General features: G+C 69.7%; 16 protein-coding genes. 9 read left to right on the forward strand and 7 right to left on the reverse strand.

Going from position 1 to position 17,095, the window contains the following annotated elements; all coding sequences use genetic code 11:
• The 6 genes from brxD to AB0H52_RS26460 all read right to left on the reverse strand — a co-directional run bounded on the left by brxD (position 1) and on the right by AB0H52_RS26460 (position 10,609).
• Entirely contained in the window at positions 1–1,305 is a 1,305-nt protein-coding gene (gene brxD / locus AB0H52_RS26435; protein WP_357950739.1) for a BREX system ATP-binding protein BrxD, read from the reverse strand.
• Positions 1,302–4,004 carry a BREX-2 system phosphatase PglZ gene (gene pglZ, locus AB0H52_RS26440; protein ID WP_357950742.1) on the reverse strand — a complete coding sequence of 901 codons (2,703 nt, stop codon included), beginning with the start codon at positions 4,002–4,004 and terminating at the stop codon, positions 1,302–1,304. Before pglZ ends, brxD begins: the two co-directional genes overlap by 4 nt.
• Positions 4,005–4,047: 43 nt before the next feature.
• Positions 4,048–7,884, reverse strand: a complete 3,837-nt coding sequence (locus AB0H52_RS26445; RefSeq protein ID WP_357950745.1) for a phage resistance protein — start codon at positions 7,882–7,884, stop codon at positions 4,048–4,050.
• A gap of 117 nt (positions 7,885–8,001) precedes the next feature.
• On the reverse strand, positions 8,002–10,044 hold the full coding sequence (locus AB0H52_RS26450) for a hypothetical protein (protein WP_357950748.1): 2,043 nt from the start codon (positions 10,042–10,044) through the stop codon (positions 8,002–8,004).
• Complete coding sequence (locus tag AB0H52_RS26455; RefSeq protein WP_151490984.1) at positions 10,041–10,298, reverse strand: hypothetical protein; 258 nt, start codon at positions 10,296–10,298, stop codon at positions 10,041–10,043. Before AB0H52_RS26455 ends, AB0H52_RS26450 begins: the two co-directional genes overlap by 4 nt.
• Positions 10,295–10,609: a DivIVA domain-containing protein gene (locus tag AB0H52_RS26460; protein ID WP_151490985.1), complete on the reverse strand. Its 315-nt coding sequence runs from the start codon at positions 10,607–10,609 to the stop codon at positions 10,295–10,297. The genes AB0H52_RS26455 and AB0H52_RS26460 overlap by 4 nt, the downstream gene beginning before the upstream one ends.
• Positions 10,610–10,874: 265 nt before the next feature.
• Between AB0H52_RS26460 and AB0H52_RS26465 the strand changes: the two genes are divergently transcribed.
• From AB0H52_RS26465 to AB0H52_RS26495, 7 genes are all read left to right on the forward strand, one after another.
• A complete protein-coding gene (locus AB0H52_RS26465; RefSeq protein ID WP_357950752.1) occupies positions 10,875–11,711 on the forward strand; it encodes a helix-turn-helix transcriptional regulator in 837 nt (278 codons plus the stop codon).
• Complete coding sequence (locus AB0H52_RS26470; protein WP_357950755.1) at positions 11,708–11,932, forward strand: DUF397 domain-containing protein; 225 nt, start codon at positions 11,708–11,710, stop codon at positions 11,930–11,932. The genes AB0H52_RS26465 and AB0H52_RS26470 overlap by 4 nt, the downstream gene beginning before the upstream one ends.
• Before the next feature lie 344 nt (positions 11,933–12,276).
• Positions 12,277–12,540 (forward strand): hypothetical protein, encoded by a 264-nt coding sequence (locus tag AB0H52_RS26475; protein ID WP_151493124.1) that lies wholly within the window; start codon positions 12,277–12,279, stop codon positions 12,538–12,540.
• Between the two features lie 31 nt (positions 12,541–12,571).
• The gene (locus tag AB0H52_RS26480; RefSeq protein ID WP_357950758.1) at positions 12,572–13,327 is read left to right on the forward strand and encodes a hypothetical protein; all 756 of its coding nucleotides are present in this window, start codon (positions 12,572–12,574) and stop codon (positions 13,325–13,327) included.
• A 91-nt stretch (positions 13,328–13,418) separates the two neighbouring features.
• The gene (locus AB0H52_RS26485; protein ID WP_151493126.1) at positions 13,419–13,679 is read left to right on the forward strand and encodes a hypothetical protein; all 261 of its coding nucleotides are present in this window, start codon (positions 13,419–13,421) and stop codon (positions 13,677–13,679) included.
• A gap of 18 nt (positions 13,680–13,697) precedes the next feature.
• Positions 13,698–14,336: a hypothetical protein gene (locus tag AB0H52_RS26490; protein WP_357950761.1), complete on the forward strand. Its 639-nt coding sequence runs from the start codon at positions 13,698–13,700 to the stop codon at positions 14,334–14,336.
• Entirely contained in the window at positions 14,333–14,980 is a 648-nt protein-coding gene (locus tag AB0H52_RS26495; protein WP_357950764.1) for a hypothetical protein, read from the forward strand. The genes AB0H52_RS26490 and AB0H52_RS26495 overlap by 4 nt, the downstream gene beginning before the upstream one ends.
• Positions 14,981–15,072: 92 nt before the next feature.
• On the opposite strand, the gene AB0H52_RS26500 is transcribed toward AB0H52_RS26495, so the two are convergent.
• Positions 15,073–15,420, reverse strand: a complete 348-nt coding sequence (locus AB0H52_RS26500; protein ID WP_357950768.1) for a hypothetical protein — start codon at positions 15,418–15,420, stop codon at positions 15,073–15,075.
• A gap of 62 nt (positions 15,421–15,482) precedes the next feature.
• Between AB0H52_RS26500 and AB0H52_RS26505 the strand changes: the two genes are divergently transcribed.
• Together AB0H52_RS26505 and AB0H52_RS26510 are read left to right on the forward strand one after the other, a co-directional pair.
• Entirely contained in the window at positions 15,483–15,953 is a 471-nt protein-coding gene (locus tag AB0H52_RS26505) for a transposase (RefSeq protein WP_192580517.1), read from the forward strand.
• A gap of 902 nt (positions 15,954–16,855) precedes the next feature.
• Positions 16,856–17,056: a hypothetical protein gene (locus AB0H52_RS26510; protein WP_357950772.1), complete on the forward strand. Its 201-nt coding sequence runs from the start codon at positions 16,856–16,858 to the stop codon at positions 17,054–17,056.
• The last annotated feature ends 39 nt before the right edge of the window (positions 17,057–17,095 follow it).

The raw sequence follows: 17,095 nt of genomic DNA on the forward strand, positions 1-17,095 counted from the left end.
TCAGATCGTCAGTTCGATGTCGTCGGCCCGAGCGGCGGCATTGCGTTCCACCTCGGTCAGCTCGTCGGCTCGCACCGTCAGCGCGTAGTGCCGCCGCGGTTCCCAGTCGGCGAACTGGTCCACCCGATCGAAGACGTCCGCGACGAGCTTCTTGAGGTAGACGCGGGGTGCCACTCCGACCTCCCCGCCCAGGGCGCCGGTCACGGCGCGGGCCAGGGTGGCCAGGTATTCGTCGTCGACCCGCGCGTTGACCTGGGCGCTGGCGTAGATGTCTCGGACCCTGGTGCCGAGCTCCACCAGAGCGTCGATGGTGAAGCCGGGCAGTCGGAGCTGGGTGGCCCGGGGGTTGTCCCAGCGCGGGTCGGGGCCAAGGTCGGTGGCGAGCCGTTGCGCAAGAGGTGGCAGGCGTTGAACGCCCTGCGGACCGTCGAAGAACGCGGGTGTTCCGGTGATCACCAACAGCAGGCCCGGGAATCGTTCAGCATGAATCTCGTCGATGAGCTGTCGGAGAGCGTTCAGCGCTTTGTCCCGGGCGTCGGAGCGTACCCGTTGCAGGGTCTCGACCTCGTCGAGCACCAGCAGCAGCCCATGGTGCCCACTGTCGCGCAGAACGGTCAACAGACCCTGCAGGAAGCTCAGCGCGCCGTAATGGTCGAGGTCACCCTTGACCCCGGCAGCGCGCCGGGCGGAGGCCGCGACGTGCGGCTGACCACCGAGCCATGCCGCCAGCCCGTCGGCGGTGAGGTGGTCACCGGCAGCGCTGGCAGCCCGATAACCGCGCAGAGCCGCAGCAAAGCCCGGCGTGCTGCGGGAAATGTCGCCCAGCCGGCGCTCCAACAGGTCGTTCACCGCACGGTCGAGCCCCGGCGCGTCGTCCTCCGCGACCGTACCGGCGGCGAGCACGTCCTCCTCCAACGCGAAGATCCAACCATCGAGGACGGGACGGAACGCACTCGGCATGAACTGTTCCGTGCTGAGGTGTTCGACCAGCCGTCGGTAAACGGTCTCCATCCGGTGCAGGGGCGTCTCCAGCTCCGAGATCTGAACTTCCGCGGCGGCGAATCCTCGCCGCTTGGCGCGCTCGGCCAGCCATCTGGTGAAGAAGGTCTTGCCAGCGCCGTACTCGCCCCGGACTGCCTTGAAGACACTGCCGCCGTCGGCGACCCGCGCGAGGTCGTCGTCCAGTGCGGCGGTGAACCGGTCGAGCCCGACCGCGAGCGCGTCGAGCCCGTTGCTCGGGACGGCACCCCGGCGTAGCGCGTCGATGATGTCCCGGCGGCGACGAGCGGAAATCTCCACCGTCACCGCTGCTCCAGCTCGAATTGCTCAATCAGCAGCTTACGGTTGAGGTGGACGGTCCGGCCGTCCGCGTCGACGGTGATCACCGGGTAGCCCTCGACTTGGAGGAGCCGGCGCAACGCGGTGACCGTGCCGTTGATCCGGTGTGCTGGTACGCCGGATCGGGCGGCGAGAGTGTCCAGGGTCGCCCGGTCACCACTGGCGATCAGTGTGCCCAGCAGCGCGGCGACCCGTTCGTCGGCCAGCGGCAGGCGGGGGTCTCGCCGCTGTGCATAGTGGTCGCTGGCGAGCAGTGCCGTCACGAGGTCAGGCGCGGCGGGCTCGGGCTGAGAAACGGCAGCCGCACCTGTTGGCGCGAGGTCGAAGAGACCGGTCGGCTGCTCTTCGACGGGCCGACGTGCACGACGTCGGGTCGCCTGCGTCGGGTGGGCCGACGCCGGTGGCGTCTCCGGCAGCGGTTCGCGCCACCAGTCGGGGCTGGCCACCGGCGCGCCCGCCCACCCGGGTACGGCGAGGTCGTCGCCGGCGCTCAGCACGAGCAGCGGGATGACCGCTTCGGCGGGGGAAGCGCCGCCGTGGTAGCCCGCTTTACGCGGCCCGTAGCGCACGTCTTCCCGCCAGGGCAGGACAACGGAACCGCCTCCGAGCGCCACCCGGCTGCCGGTGATGGCCACCTCAGAGTCTCCGGCCGCTTCGGTCGGCGGACGCCACCGGTTTTCGCCGCTACCGCTGGGCAGGGTGACCCCGTCTGGGCCTCGGTCCACGACATGGCCATGGTCGGAGACGAGGATGACCACCCGGTCCGCCGCAGAGGTAAGCAGGTCGCCGACGGCGGTGATGGTGTCGTCCCCCCAGACGGTGGTGCCCGGTTCGCTGCGGTCCAGCGCGTCGTCGATCGTGTTGACGACGGCGGCGACCAACGGGATCGACGGGTCGTCAAGGGCCGCGAGCACCTCGGGATCCAGGGCTGCCCCGGCACCGGCCCGTAATGCGGCTTTGTGCAGCAGTCGGCCGGTGGGAAAGCGTTCCTGGAATGCCTTCCGTTCGGCCTGTTGACGGCCTGCGGCGATCCGTCCGCTCAGCAGGCTGCATCGGCTGGCCTCGGTGACGGTCGGCAGTGCCGCCAGCGCCCCGGTCCGCGGCCCGCCGTCAAGGCTGAGCTCGACCCAGGCGCCGGTCCGGGTGACCGACTCGGCCAGCTCGGTGGCGGCGGCGACACCCATGCCGTCCATGACGAGCAGCAGCACCCGGCGGCCGTGGTCGAGGACCGGCTGGACGACACGGTCGAGCACGTCCTCGACGCGCAGCAGCGCGCCGGGCTCGGTCTCGGCGCTCGTCGCGGCGGCGAGCAGCGTAGCGAACTGCTGGTCGTGGCGGGATCGGCGCACGTCGACAGCATGGTGCAACAGGCGGTACGCCTCGGCGACCTGCTGGTCGGGGTCGCCGGCGAAGACGTCGAGCCGCGCCCGGTCCACCCAGCCGTCCTGGCGGACCTGCCGGTGCAACGCGTCGAGCAGGGTGGCCGGTGCGGGACCGTCGGTGGTGTGCAGCCAGCGCAGCAGGCGTACGGCCATCCGGGCGGTCTCCTCTCGGCGGGGATCGGCGGCCCGGTGTGCCTCTACGGTGGCAAGTGCCGACTGCGCGCGGGCAACGGCGGCGGGCAGTGCCGTGGTTCCGGCTGGCACGGCGAGCCGTACGGCGTCGGCGAAGGCACGCAGCCGTTGGACGAAGCCGCTGGGCAGGACGGCCGACGCCCCGAGCAGACCGGTGATGCCGACGTCGGCGGCGATCGTTTCCGCCCGCCGCAGCATCCGCATCGCCTCGTCTCGTCCGGTGGGCCCGGAGTCGACAGTCCGGTAGACCCACGCCTCTGCCGCCTCGTGCAGCGCCTTGGCCTGGTGTGACGTGAGCCGAAGGCCACCGAACCGGGGTTCCAGGCGGGTACGGCCGACCGCCGCCTCCACCTCGGCGACCTTCTCGTTGGGGGCGGGCCAGAGCAGCCCGGCCAGGAGCCCCAGCGCGATGACGTCGACCCCGTGCCCGGCCCGGACGGCGGCCATGACCGGAACGGCAGCACGGCCGGCGGTCCCGGTCAGGTACGTGGTGATGCCGTCGGCGACGGCGTCCGGCAGCGTGGTGAAGCGCAGTTGCCGGCGGGCGTCGGTGCTCCACTGCACCAACCCGCTGTTGTCCAGTTCGGCGGGCGGCAGATCGAGCAGTTCCGAGGTGAGGCTGCGCAACGCGTGGTCACGGGTGAGGATCGCGCCGGGTGGGGCGGGCCACCCGTCCGCCGGGGTGTGGTCGGTGAGGGCGTTGGCGACCCAGCGGCCGACCCGGACCAGAGTGGGGTCGAGGGCGTTCACCCCGCCGAACATCTGCCGGACCAGATCCCACGGGTCGATCTTGCGGACGGTCTGCTTGCTGAGGTGGGCGAGGAGCCCGTCGCCCAACTCGCTGTCCGTCAGCTCGGTGAGCAGCACCAGCCGCTCACCGTCGGGCCGGTCGTGCAGGGCTGCGCGGGCGGCCAGCGGAGTGGGACATGGGACCACCCGGACCTGGGTGTCGCCGATGGTGAGCACCGGTTCGGCCGACCACTCGGGTCGGGCGGTCAGCGCGATGGTCTCCGCGCGGTCGTTTTCCGCCAGCCACGCTTCGATCTTGCGGCGGACTGCGTCCGGCTGGGCCGCGGCGACGGGCGCGCTCACGACTGCGTCCCCGCGCGACGCGGGGCAGAGGTGCGCGTCCCGGTCATTGGGTCTCCCAACTGACCGTGACGCGCCGTCCTGCGGCAACCTCGGCCGCGATCTCGGCGGCGATCTTCTCCCAGCTGGCCACGTCGCTGACCTCGTGCCGCCGGGCAGCAACGCCGACCGACCCGCTGCCACCCGGCACAGACGTCGACCTCGCGCCCCCTACCTCGACGCTGCCTGCGCCGGGCGGCGCCGCCGTTCCGGGGGTCCGACCAGGCTGCTGGGTCGGCACCGACGCGCCCGCGACACCCGGAACCGAACCGGTGGCGCTCGGGGTCACGCCGGCGCCGTTCACGGTGGCATCGCTGCCACTCGCCGGCGTGGTCGGCTGTTTCGGCTGGTCGGCGGCGAGGAGCGCCGCAGATGCCGCGGAGGCCGATTGGAGGGCATCGACCAGGTCCTGTCCGTGCTGTTCGTGCCGGCCGACGCTCTGCAACTGCTCGATGATCACTCGTGCCCGGTCGTCGTGGCCGGCGCGGGCGGCGATCGCCTGGAGCAGGGGCCACTGGTGGCCCTGGGCCAACGCCTTGGTGATGTCTCCCGCCTGGCTGAGCACCTCGCCGACGGCCTGGTCGTCGACGTCGCCGAGGTCGGCGCGCGCCAACGTCTCGACCAGCACCACATCGTCGCGCTCGACGGCCAGGTCGGTCACGAGCCGGGCCGCCCGCCGGGCGGTGGCGAGCCGACCCGTGAGCGCCGACCTGTCGAGCCCCAGCACGTCGGCGTGGGCTTCGAGGGCCTGCACGAGGTCACCGGCGGGCTTCTGCCGCGCGCCCGCCGCCCGACGCAGCGTGCCGGCCAGTTCGCCCAGGTTGGCGGGCGTCCGCCAGGCGGGCAGCACGCCGCCGAAGAGCGCGGCACCCCGGAGGACCGCCGCGTTCCAGGCCTGTTCGTCGGGCATCGGCGGGTGCCGCAGCTCCATCTCACCGTCCCGAACGGCGGCAACGTTCGTGACATCGATCTTGCCGCTGTGTTGGTACCAGGCGAGCTGCTGCTCCAGGCCGAAGACCAGAATGATCAGGTTTTGCAGGTCCCGGTCGAAGCCGAACGCGGCGGGCTCGTCGATGAGCCGACGCAGCACGTGCACCGGGAAGTGGTCGGTGTAACCCTCGTTGGCGGCGGCCTGGAGCAGGTGCTTACTCCAGTGGCAGGTGGTCATGTTCAGCACGTACCGGCCATCGATCAGCTCGCCCAGGCGCAGGTTGTTGCAGACGCGCCGGAGGATGCGCTGGTCGGCCGGGTTGGGCACGCTGACACCCCGGGCGGGGTCGGCGGCGGCCTGCCTGGCGTACTCGATGATTTTCGCCATCTCGCTGCGGGTGACGGGCTTCTCGTCGTCCGGCATGGCCGGGCGGCCCGGGTAGGACCAGGCCAGAAGTTCGCCGGTGAGGTTGGTGAACGCCTCGGTCAGGGTGCCGCCGCGGGGGTCGCCGACGTGCAGACCTTCGGCGAGGGTGTGGAACACACCGATGGTGTCGTCCTGCACGTCGGAGCCGCGGGAGGTTGCCGACCCGTACGCCTGCATGAGGGCGCTGATCAGCGTGCCGCGCAGCTGGGTCTGCCGCTGTTGGAGGTAGACCCGGCCCTGCTGCCGGTCGGCGAGGGGCCAGTCGGCGGCGAGCGAGTTGAGCCGGTCGCCGGTGCCGTTGCCGAGCAGATAGTTGATCTTCGCGAGCTGACCGACCTTACCCAACAGTTCGTCGGTGAGATAGAACGGCAGCCAGAAGACCGTCTTCGAGCCCCGCTCCAGGCGCTCGATCCGGGCGCGGTCGGCGCTGCGCTCGTAGCCCTGCGGGTCGAACGGGTAGTCGATGACGATCCGCCATGCGTCGCCGGTGGCAATCAGCGCGGAGACCGGCATCGTGTCGGGGTCGCGGACGTTGCCGAACTTGACCTGGATGGTGTGCGACCGGCCACGCCAGGCCCGGGAGTGGAGCAGTTCGCCGAGCTGGCCCTCGCTGCCGGCGATGCCCATCTCGGCGCTGACCAGCTCCCGAATGAGCTGCTGCCGGACGCCGGTGTTGTTGGCCTCGTCCTCGCGGACCAGGTCGAGCAGCTTGTCGTAGTCGACGGTGTGCAGCTTGAGGGTGACGACCGGGTCGGGGGTCGTGGTCAGGTGCAGCTCACCGGCGCTGTCGGCGACCCGGTTGAGCCGGTTGAGCACGATCTGCCGCTCGTAGCCGGGGATCGGCGAGGTGATCGAGCCGAAGTTGAGCGCGTGCAGCTTGGCGGCGGTGAGGCTGTGCAGGGCCGGCACCTCGGGCACCAGCGCACCGAGCAGCAGCGTCTTGATCAGCTTGTCGTCGAGCTGGAACTGCTGGTGGGTGGCCGCCTGCTCCTCGCCGATGCTGTTGAGGTTGAGCAGGATCGGCCGCAGCTTCTGCACATACAGCGTGCGGGCGGCCTGGAAGAGCTGCTTGAGCTTGGGCCGGTCGGGCAGCTCACCGTGCAGGACGAGAGGGTCGAAGAGCGCCGCCACCCCGATCAGGTCGTTGACCTGGAGAGTGTCCCGGCGGTCGACGAGCAGCTCGGTCATCACCTTCAGCGCGGTACGTTCCCGCTGCAAGGCCTGCGACAGCGCGACCAGGGTGGCGACCAGCGCCGGCGAGAACGGATAGAGCTTGCGGAACGCGGCGGCGTCGGAGCCGATGCCGGCGTCACCATACTGGGCGCCGAGCAGCAGCGCGTCCCACACCTCGCGGTTGCCCTTGACGGCGGCGAAGGCGTTGTCGAGCACCGCCCGACCCTCATCGGTCAGCGGCTTGAGGAGCCGCTTCTCGGTGATCTCGGGCAGGTTCGTGTCGGCGAGGGCGATCTCACCGAATCGGCCCTGGACGCTGCGCATGACGTGCGCGAGGGCTTCCCGTTCGGTGCCGCCGACCTGGGGACCGAGGAAGTCCTCCAGGTTGCGCTGCCGGGCCACGAACGAGATCAGCGGCAACGGCCGGGTCGCGTCGGCGGACTCGATGAGCTTGTTGAGCTTGGCGCCCTCGGTGTTGACGAAGACGTGGTCGCTGATCTTGGTGGAGAGCCACAGGATCAGCTCGTCGAGGAAGAGCACCATCGCGTCGTACCCGAGGGATTTGGCATGCCGGGTGATCACCGCGAGGCCGGTGTCCAGGTCGAGGTATTCCCCGCTGCGGACGGCACCGGTGAAGAACGTGCTGGTCAGTGCGCTGACCAGCCGGTCCCGCTGCTCGGTGCCGGGCGGCGCGGCCGCCGCCGCGGCGTACATCTCCGGGGTCCAGCCGGCGGCCCGCGCGATGTGCGCGGCGAGGCCGCCGCCGGCCGCGGCGGGAGCGCCGCCGGCGTCGTGCAGCGCCGCGAAGAACGCCTCGTCGCCCATCCGGTCGCGCAGCCGCGCGGCGTCGTCGAGCAGCGCGTCCGACCGGTGTACGGCGGGAACGGGTGCTTCCGGGTGCAGAACGGTGATCTGGTTGAGGTAGCCCTCCAGGATCGCCTGCTCTACCGAACGCGCGTCGAGCATGTGGAAGGTGAGGGTGAGTAGTTTCCGGTCGCGCAGCCAGGGGTCGGCGGCGAGGACGGGCTCGGCCAGGCCGCGCACCTCCCGCGCTGCCGGGTTGTGCTGGAGTATCTCCCGCAGCACAGCCATGAAGTGCGACTTGCCGGAGCCGAACGACCCGTGCAGGAACATCGCCTGCGAGCGTCCGGTGGTGACGGCGTGGCCGATGCGGCGCAGCGCCTCGGCGAAGTTGTCCCGGAGTTGGTCGGTGACGACGTACCGGCGCAGGTCCGCGCCCTCAGCGGCGCGGACGACGAAGTCGCCGTCACCGACCGACGTCGGAATCTCGATCACGTCCCGTAACAGGGTCATCACCGCTCCTCGCACCGCCGCTCCCCGTGCCGCCGGCGTCACCGGCAACCCGCCGATCCTAAGGCGTGACCAGCGCTCATCCCAGCCGCCGGGCGTAGCCCGGACGAGGCGAACGCGTCACAGGCGCAGGGCGGCGACTGCGTCCGCGACCGTGGCGGCTCGGGCGAGCGGGCGGACACCGTCCCGCTCGGCCAACCAGAGCTGACACCCAGCCCGCGTGAGGCGGGCGGTGATGACCTGGCCGGCGTAGTGCTGCCCGAGCCGGCTGAGCAGCACCGTCGGGTCGGCGACGACCGGCGGGTCGGCGAGCCCGGGTGCGGGCACCGGCTGCTCCGGGTCCCGGGGTACGGCGGCGAGTAGGGCGTTCTCCAGGTATTCGAGGCAAACGGCGATGGCCGCTTCCAGGGACCGCGACAGCGCCGGATCCGGCTCGACGGGTGCGTCGGCGCGGACGATCTGCACCCCCCACCAGTCACCGTGCACGAGCAGCGGGTCTGCCTCGTTGAGCCGGTAGTCGCAGACGCTGACCGCCAGGGCCAGATCGAGCCCGAGGGCCAGCCGGATCAGGTCGACCAGCGGCGGTGCGTCCGGCACCCGGGCCAGCACGATCAGCCGGGCACCGGGGCGTCCCCGCGCGGCCGAGGAGACGTAGCAGCCGGCCGGGTCCATCCCCGGGCCGTCAACGGTGACGGTGCCGTCGCAGAGGTTCTGGTCGAGCCCGTGGCCCAGCACGTCGCCGACGGGGATGAGGTCCGGTGGGCGTACCCCGAAGATGGCCGCGAGACGCGCGACCCGGTAGTGGTCGCGCAGCTGGTAGACGGGTTTGCCGCCGGGTTGGGTGGCGACCAGCGTCGCCGGCTCGCCGGCGGCCGGGCGCCACAGCGCGTGCACGGCGCGGGACAGGTCGGTGACCGTCACGGTCAAGGCGGAGTAGACCCGGCGGCTGTCCAGGCAGGTGTGGCAGGCCAGCGCCGAGGGCGCCATCCCGGCGCCGGCGCAGCGGGGGCAGTCCGGGTCGGCAGCCGTGGAGCCGACCCGGCAGTGGCAGCGGCGCAACCGGCTGTCCGGCCGGCAGTCGGGGCATTCGTGCCAGTCGACCGGCTCGCCCCACCAGTCCGGGTCGGGTGGTTCCCAGGCCCGCAGCAGGGTGGTCACCTCGCGCCGGGAGACCTGACCGGTGTTCCGTTCGTGCAGCATCTCCACGCCGCCGCCGTCGCGCAGTCGGGTGTGCCACCACCGGCCGTTGCGCCAGATCGCCTGCGCGCCGGGCACGTCCATGGAGAAATCGGACAGAAGCCGGCGTTCCACCAGGTCAAGGTCGGTCGCCACCGGCCCGGCCGGCTCGCCGGAGGCCAGCCGCACGGTGTACGCGGGCACACTGCGCCCCCGCTCGTCGAGCCGACGCATCGCGGTGTTGACCGTGGTGGCGGTGACGGCGGCGGGCAGGTCCACACCCCTCGCCTGAGCTTCGATCGGCACTTCCCCGCCGGGCAACTCGTAGCGGAGGTCCCAGGTGGCCTCGCCGTAGCACCGACGGACCTCCACGACGAGGTCCAGGTGCAGCAGGTCGGCCAGCGCGCAGAGCTGACCCAGGTGACGCCCCGGGTCCGGCGTCGGCGGCTTGTCGGTGGACCGCCCGACGAAGACTCGCCACGGGTCGCTGTCGTACCCGGCCAGCACCTCGGCCTCGATGGCGTGCCGCTGCGTGGCGGGCAGGTCGGGTCGCCACCCCCGGGGCAGCCAGAGCGTCGAATGTCGGAGTTCGCCGTCGAGGTGCCAGCGGTCGCGCAGGCTGCGGGCACCTACGCCGCCGGCCAACTCCCACACGATCGGCGCCAACGGCACCTGCCACCTGCCGTCCGCATCGCGCTGCGGCGGGAGACCGCCGGCCCGCAACCGCCGGGATGCGGCGAGCCCGGTGTCGAGGTTGACCACGGTCAGCACCAGCTCGGCCCGCCGCCGACCACTCTGCGCGCAGGCCCGGCAGGGCACCGCGACGCTGCCGTCGCCGCCGCAGAGTTGGCAGTCGGCGTAGGGCTGGTCAGCCTGGGCGTCCCACTCGACGAGCAGCCGGTCGCCACCGCTGGTGCAGTGACACCGCTGCACCTCGAAGGTGAGCCCGCCACAGTCCGGGCAGGTGATCACGGGTACGCCGGTCATCGCCGGCGCACCGCCCGCCGGGAGCAGGCACCGTCGTGGTCGGCCCGCAGCAGGCAGCGCCGGCCTTCGGGCAGCTTGCGGTCGCAGAAGACCCAGTGGCGTACGTTCTGGTCGTCCTCGGCCGACACGGTGGTGCCCGCCGGGTCGAGTTGCGGCAGGACGTGCGCCCAGTGCGCGACCACCCGGGCAAGCCGCTGCGCGGTGGGCAGGTCGCCGGCGACCACCGGCAGGTGGATGACCCAGCGATCGCTCATCGGCCCTGGCTCCGCTCGTTGCGGGCGCGTGCCTGCGCCGACTGCCACTGGCGCAGCGCTTCCTTGACCCGCTCGGTCTCCCGACGGCTCTGTGCGAGCGCGTCATAGACGACCGCCAGGTCACCGGCGACCCGGTCGAGGAATTCCTGCACCTCACCGGGCTCGACGCCGCGCCGACCGAGCGGGGTCGGGCGAAACTGCTTCTCGCGTACCTGCCACGGCCGCAACGGGTGGTAGGCCGCAGACCGGTAGCTGGTCGGCCCGTGGACCGACCGCTGCCGACGCCCGGTATGCCGGAAGAAGACGCGCATGACGACCTGCCTCTCACCGTCGAGATAGACCTGTGAACGAGTGGGCCCGCCGATCCGCCGGCACCGACGGACCCACCCCGGCACCTGCCACCGCAGCCACGACCAGCAGTACGACAGCAGGGCGCTTCCTGGCCGCACGCCCAGAAACGGTCACCCAGGCGACTCGGAACCTCACTCATCGTGCAACGCTCGCATCCCTTTGCGCAACTCCCGATTAGGGACTAGGTCATTGCGTGTCGCGTTCGCTCAGTCCACACTGGTCGACATGACTGGAAGCCCAACCGTCCGTCGACGGCGCCTCGCCGCAGCCCTCCGCCGCCTGCGTGAGCAGACCGGGATGACCGCCGACCAGGCGGCGAAGGAGATCGGCATCTCGAAGTCGGCGCTCAGCCGCATCGAGAATGCCCAGGTCTCCGTGCTGCCACCGGTCGCCCGCGGCCTCCTTGAGCTCTACGGAGTCGAGGGCGAGGAGGTCGACGCACTCGCTCAGGTCGCTCGGGACGCCCGTAAGCGCGGCTGGTGGCAGGCGTACGACGACGTGCTGCCGGACTGGTTCGAGGTCTACGTCGGTCTGGAGGCCGAAGCGTCGGAGATCCGCGCCTTTCAGCCGCAACTGATCCCGGGGCTACTTCAGACCGCCGACTACGCCCGCGCCGTGATCCGGGCCGAGCACCCCGACGCCCCCACCGATGAGGTGGATCGCCGGGTCGAGCTGCGGATGCGCCGACAGGCGAGCGACAACCCACCGAAGCTGTGGGTGGTTTTGGACGAGGCTGCGCTACGGCGACCGATCGGTGGAGCGGAGGCATTCAAGGCGCAGTTGCGTCGACTGGTCGACGAGGCGGAGCGCCCCGGCAACACCGTCCAGATCCTGACCTTCGGTGCCGGCGAATACGGCTCGATGGGCAGCGCGTTCAGCGTGCTCGCGTTTCCTGAACCGGCCGACCCCGGGGTGGTCTACATCGAGACCCGCGCCGGTAGCCTCTACCTCGAAGGCCAACAGGTCAGGGAATACAGCCGCATCTTCGATCACCTGGTCGCCACGGCGGCCAGCGCTCGCGAGTCGCGCGACCTGATCCAGGGGGCGATCGACGAGCGATGAGAGGACGGCGCGCGGTGGAAGAGACCCACGTGGCCCGCGTGACCTGGCGGAAGAGCACCCGCAGCAATGGCTCCGGCGACTGCGTCGAGGTTGCTGACAACCTTCCCGGCGTCGTCGGGCTGCGCGACAGCAAGGACCCGACCGGCCCGGTGCTGACGTTCGGCCCAACCGCCTGGTCGGCCTTCGTCGCCTCCGTCAAGCAGGAGACGTTCGGCAACTGACGCCAATTTCTTGAGGGGATGCCGCTCGCCGGCATCCCCTCGACGCGTTTGCCCAGCCAGCCACGCCAACTCGGCCAGCAGACCGCCTCGGCATGATGACTTTGAGCGTGATGACTCTGAGGCATATTGATGCCTGTGTGTCATCACGCTCGTTGGCGCCCCTCCCGCCCCTGCTCAGCTCCGGCCCTCGTCCGCCGCACTCCACTCCCCTGATCCGTCGATCATGGATTCGTGGGGATGACATTGACGGGGCTGCCGACGCCTCCTGGTTTCGGTTAGTGTTCGTCCCTCCACGGAACGTGCGTCCATGGAGCACACCCCACGCAGTCGACCGGGAGGACGGCATGTCCAGCATCGAGCAAGTGAAGGCCGCGCTCGCTCAGGCAGCCGACCAGAGCAACACGACGACCAACCAGATCCGGGCCGCCATCGAGAGCACCGAGCAGGTGCTGGTCCGGCTGCGCGCGGTGGCCGCCGGCACCGGCCACCCGACTCTCGCCGAGGCCATCGCTCGCGCCGAGCAGAGCAAGCAGCGGCTGATGGAGGCCGCGACCACCCTGCAGGGCAGCAGCCAAGCCGCGCAGCAGTACATGAGCGTGCTGGGCTGACCGTGAGCATCGGCGGCGCTCTGGCAACGGCGTGGCGGGTTTGACGCTCTGTCGGGGCGGCACCAAAATCTGCCCGGTGGAATCGAACGAGCTGACGACGCAAGCGCAGGCACTCCGGGCTGCGGGCCGGACGCCCAAGCAGATCGCCCGGGAGCTTGGCATCACCCGTGCCGTGGCCACCAACCTCGTACGGGGCGTCGCCGCTGCGCGGCCGAAACGCGTCCGCCCCTCGGAGTTACCGCTCGTGGGTTGTTGGATCAGCCGCCAGTGGAGCAACGGCCTGACCATCGCGCAGCGGCCCGCCGACTGGATCGACGACAAGAAGCTTCCACGGATGGCGATGGGAGCCGGCCTGGTCAGCCTCGTGGTCGCCCGCGCCGACGGCGACGCCGTGACCATCTGCGGGTTCCTGGTCGACACCTACTGTCTCGGCGTCAAGAACGCGCTGCCGCCGACCACCACGGAAGCGGCCGCGTGGCCCTACTTCGTGGACGACTACTTCCAGGCCTACGACTCCGGGCCGATCGAGGCACCGATCGAGCTTGCCCGACACCTGACCTTCGGTGCCGTCGATTACGCCCACAGCCTCGGCTTCGACCCGCATCGTGACTTCTACAGCGCCGCGCCTTACCTCGGAACGTGGGAACCGCCGAGTCGAATCACGTTCGGCCTGAACGGCAAGCCCTACTTCCAGCAAGGCCCCCACGACAACCCCGACCGGATCGTCCGGACCCTCAACAGGTCAGTCGGCCCCGGCAACTACGAGTTCACCATCGTGTCCTTGTAGCAACAAGCCCATCGATGAATGGGGACTGACGCAGCGTACGCAGTCGGGTACGGTCACTGCGGATAAGCCTGCATCGATGGGGAGGGCTGCCGTGGCGTCGATCGAGGAGATCAAAGCCGGGGTCAACCGGTTCGCTGTCGCGACGAAGGAGCAGGTGGCAGAAATTCAGGCCGTGCGCGCCCAACTGGGACAGGACCTCGCCCTGCTCATGTCGGTCACCAGTGGCACCGGAGATCCGCAGATCGCTGCCGCGATCAGCAGCCTGAAAGAGATCAGGACGAAGCTCAACACTGCATCCGATCTTGCTTCGGACACCGCCAACATGGTGGCGCGCTATACCGCCGGCATCTGAGGAAGAAGGGGAGAGCCCATGTCTCGCGTCATCATTCCGGCTGGCCTGTCGATGGGTCCTCGATACCGCTACGTCCGGCCGGCGGACCCCACCCCGGAGTGCTACGAAATCCACCTCGGCGACGACCTGGTCGAGCTGACCGAAACCGAGGCCGCTGTCTGGGCGGCCTCCTTCGTGGATGCGGAGCGCCACGCCAAGCTGGAGGTCAATCGAGAGTCCCTGATCCGGCTCTTGGAGACGGCCCCCCGCCCCGAACCGGACGCCGCCCAACTCGTCGACGACCTGATCGGGCGGGGCCTCCTCGTCGAGTTCGACACCGACGGCGACCTCGAACCAGTGTTCCGCCGCCACAAACTGCTCCCCCTCGGCCAGGGCCTCGGATCGACCCCTGACGAGCCCCACCTGCACCGTGTCGGCCTCGCCAACCAACCCATCCTCGCGCTGCCGAACAGCGTTTACGGCCTCTGGTCCTTCTCGTTCCAGAGCAACAGCCTCTGGGATGCCTGTGATTACTACGCGCGGGCCGACCATGAGGAACTGGAGGAAGGCGAGGAACCCCTCGGCCTGACAACAGGAGGCATTGCCCGCGAGGTCGCCGTCAACCTGCCACTCATGATCTCGACGAGCTGCGGCTTCCTGGACACTGTTTCCAGATGAGCTGGCGTCGGCGTCATTATCGTGCCGGTGAGCGGCCAGAACGCTCGTTCGCGCGGCGGGTGGGGTTCGAGACAGCCAAAGAGGGCGGTGGCACGCTCCTGCAACAGGCAGGCGCCGCGCTCGGCGCCCTCGTCGGCCTGATCAGCAGTCGCTGGGGCCTCCCACCGTCCGCATCGGTGATCACCGGCGCGATCGTCGGCAGCACGATCGGCAGCATCGGCAAGGGCGTCATCGCGGCGAGCCTCGACCATTTGCGCGAGCGCCGCGAGCAGCAGGAATCCCGTGTCGCACCCGGATCCACTGCCAGACGAAGCTGGCGGCACACCGGCAGCACCGGCAGGTCAGCTCGGGCGGCCGTCCCCGTATCGAGCGGCAACGCCGCTGCCAGCCTCGTCGGGCAGGTCGTCGGCGGGCTCGATCGGGTCGTCGCGCAGCTCAGTCTGGCGTCGAGGCGGCTTGACGAGCTGCACCGCAAGATGTGGGCGACCCACAATGCTCTCAGTGCGGTGCTTGCGGGCGGACGACCAGCGGTTGTCGGTGCGACCAATGGCCAACTGACGGAGGCCCGCGGCCACATCCAGGACTGCACGGTGGCCCTCCGCCACTGCCGTGACGGCGTCGAGGCGTACCGGATAGGCATTTGACCCGCGCGGCCCGGAGGCCGCGCGGGTGACTGGTCCGCTCGCTGCGGGCGCACTTGCAGCAGTGTCGCCGCTGGGCGCTCGAAGCTCGACGCTTACCGGCGTCGCTTGGTCTCCAACGGCCATTCCAGGCTCACCTGCTCGTCATGCCCCTGCCTGTCGTAGTAGGCCTGCAACTCCCGCTTCTGCTCTGCGTACCAGGCGACCTGTGCCCGATGGAGATCGTCGGGCCGCGTGCCGGCGATCCGTGCATGGCGGGCCGCGATCGAAACCGCCATCTCGGCAGCCGCCCGCGCATCGCTCGCGGCGTCATGGGCGGTCGTCAACTCAACTTCGTAGTACCTGCAGAGGTCGCCCAGCCGCCAGCCACCGGACCAGTCGGGCTCGACCTCCCGGTGCAGGAGTAGATAGCGGGCATTGAGGGCGATCAAGGAAAGGTGCACCCGACCTGCAAGGATGTGGTTGTCTACGCCATGTCCTATGTAGAAACGGGTGCACCTTTCTGGTGAGCAAGTCTATCGGGTGGGATGACCGGCTGTCCGTGACGGCCACGGATAAGAACCTCGTCGGCCACGTGGGCGCGGTCCTGCTGCGTAAATGCGCTGACAAAGCAGGTCTGACCAGCGGGTTGAACGCGGTGATACCCCGCGGTGAGGGCCCTGGGTGGTGGGACCGGGGCACGGTGCTGACATCCCTGGCGGTGTCGATCGCGCTCGGCGCGACCAGCGTGTCTGACATCGACCTGTTGGCGCATCAGGCCCCGGTGTTCGGTGACCCACCCTCGGACAGCACGGTCCGCCGGTGCCTGACCGACCTCGACCAGGTGACACTGGGTAAGATCGGAAAGGCCCGGGCGAAAGCCCGCCGGCGGGTATGGGATCTGATCCCTCACCGCCCTACCCACACCCACCTGACCAGCAACAACCGCCTCAGCGAGCCAGAGAGGGCCTTCCCGGGATCCAGGGCTATTGCGTAGTCCGTTTGCGCAGGTCAGCTCCAGCCCAGCCCTCGTCGTGGCGGTCCCGGCCCATTTGCCTGCGGAGCTATGGGCCTTCGGTCGCACCACTTCAGCTTCGGTGCCCAGCCGAGCCGATTACCTGCACCGGCCGGTTGACCGCGAGTTACCGCAGGTCAGCCGGCACTCAAGCGACTACGCAATAGCCCTGCTCGGAAGGGCCACCTGCGGTAGTCAGAACGTTGCGCGGAATGGCTCACTCACGCCGAGGGGCAGTTCTTTGTTCAGGAGCGCTATTCGGCATATATCGGGGTGGCGGCGGCGTGTATCCGGGCGGTGGCGTTGTAGAAGAAGTGAGCGATGAAATTCTCGAATTAAACTGAGCCTGTCGGAGCTGCATTTCCTGCGCTCGACGGAGTGCCCGTTGCTCCGAGGCAGCGTGAATCGTGTTGGCTATATGGTCTGCAGCTAATCCACGAGTGCGGGGATCTCGCGTCTCCCACTCTGTAATGGCACGCTGGACGATATCGTTGAGCAGAGTCCCGTCACCGGGCGGATCGGCGGGCGGTGTTGACGACAGGAGCTTCTGGAACAACTTCCAGTTCGTGGCCCATTCGTTCTGGTCCTGCTTTACGATCATCCAGTCTGGGCGTTGGCTCCGTACGGACGCCAAAGTCGGTTCGGGGTTGTGTTGGTACACACTTACCTCCCATAACGTTGGTCGAAAGATTTCGATGAGACGTTCCGCCCGTGGGGTCGCCCCCTTGTGGTTGGTGCACTTCGGGGGTCTGCCAGGTTCGAGCGGGCCGGTCCCTACTAGGACTAGAAACGTTGCTGGGTCAGCCTTGGTTCACCAGGGCTATTCCGTAGTTCGTTTGCGTAGGTCAGCTCCAGCACGGCACCGTCGTGGTTACCCCGATTCGTTGAGCCTGCGGAGCTTAGCTAAATCCCTCGGCCATGCCGTGACGGAGCATGAAATAGCCGTCCTGCTCATCATGGAAGGCGACGCGTTCCAGCGCTTCGGCGAGCGGGTCGGCGGGTTGCGCCGGCTGCTGGGTGATCTTGGCCCAGGGCTATTGCGTTCTGGGGTAACTGCTGGTCACAGCGGTTATGAGGTCGTGTGAGCGACGGTCGGCGCGTCGGTTGGCGCGGGCGATGTTGGG

The sequence above is a fragment of the Micromonospora sp. NPDC050695 genome, from assembly GCF_040654415.1.
GTDB lineage: Bacteria > Actinomycetota > Actinomycetes > Mycobacteriales > Micromonosporaceae > Micromonospora.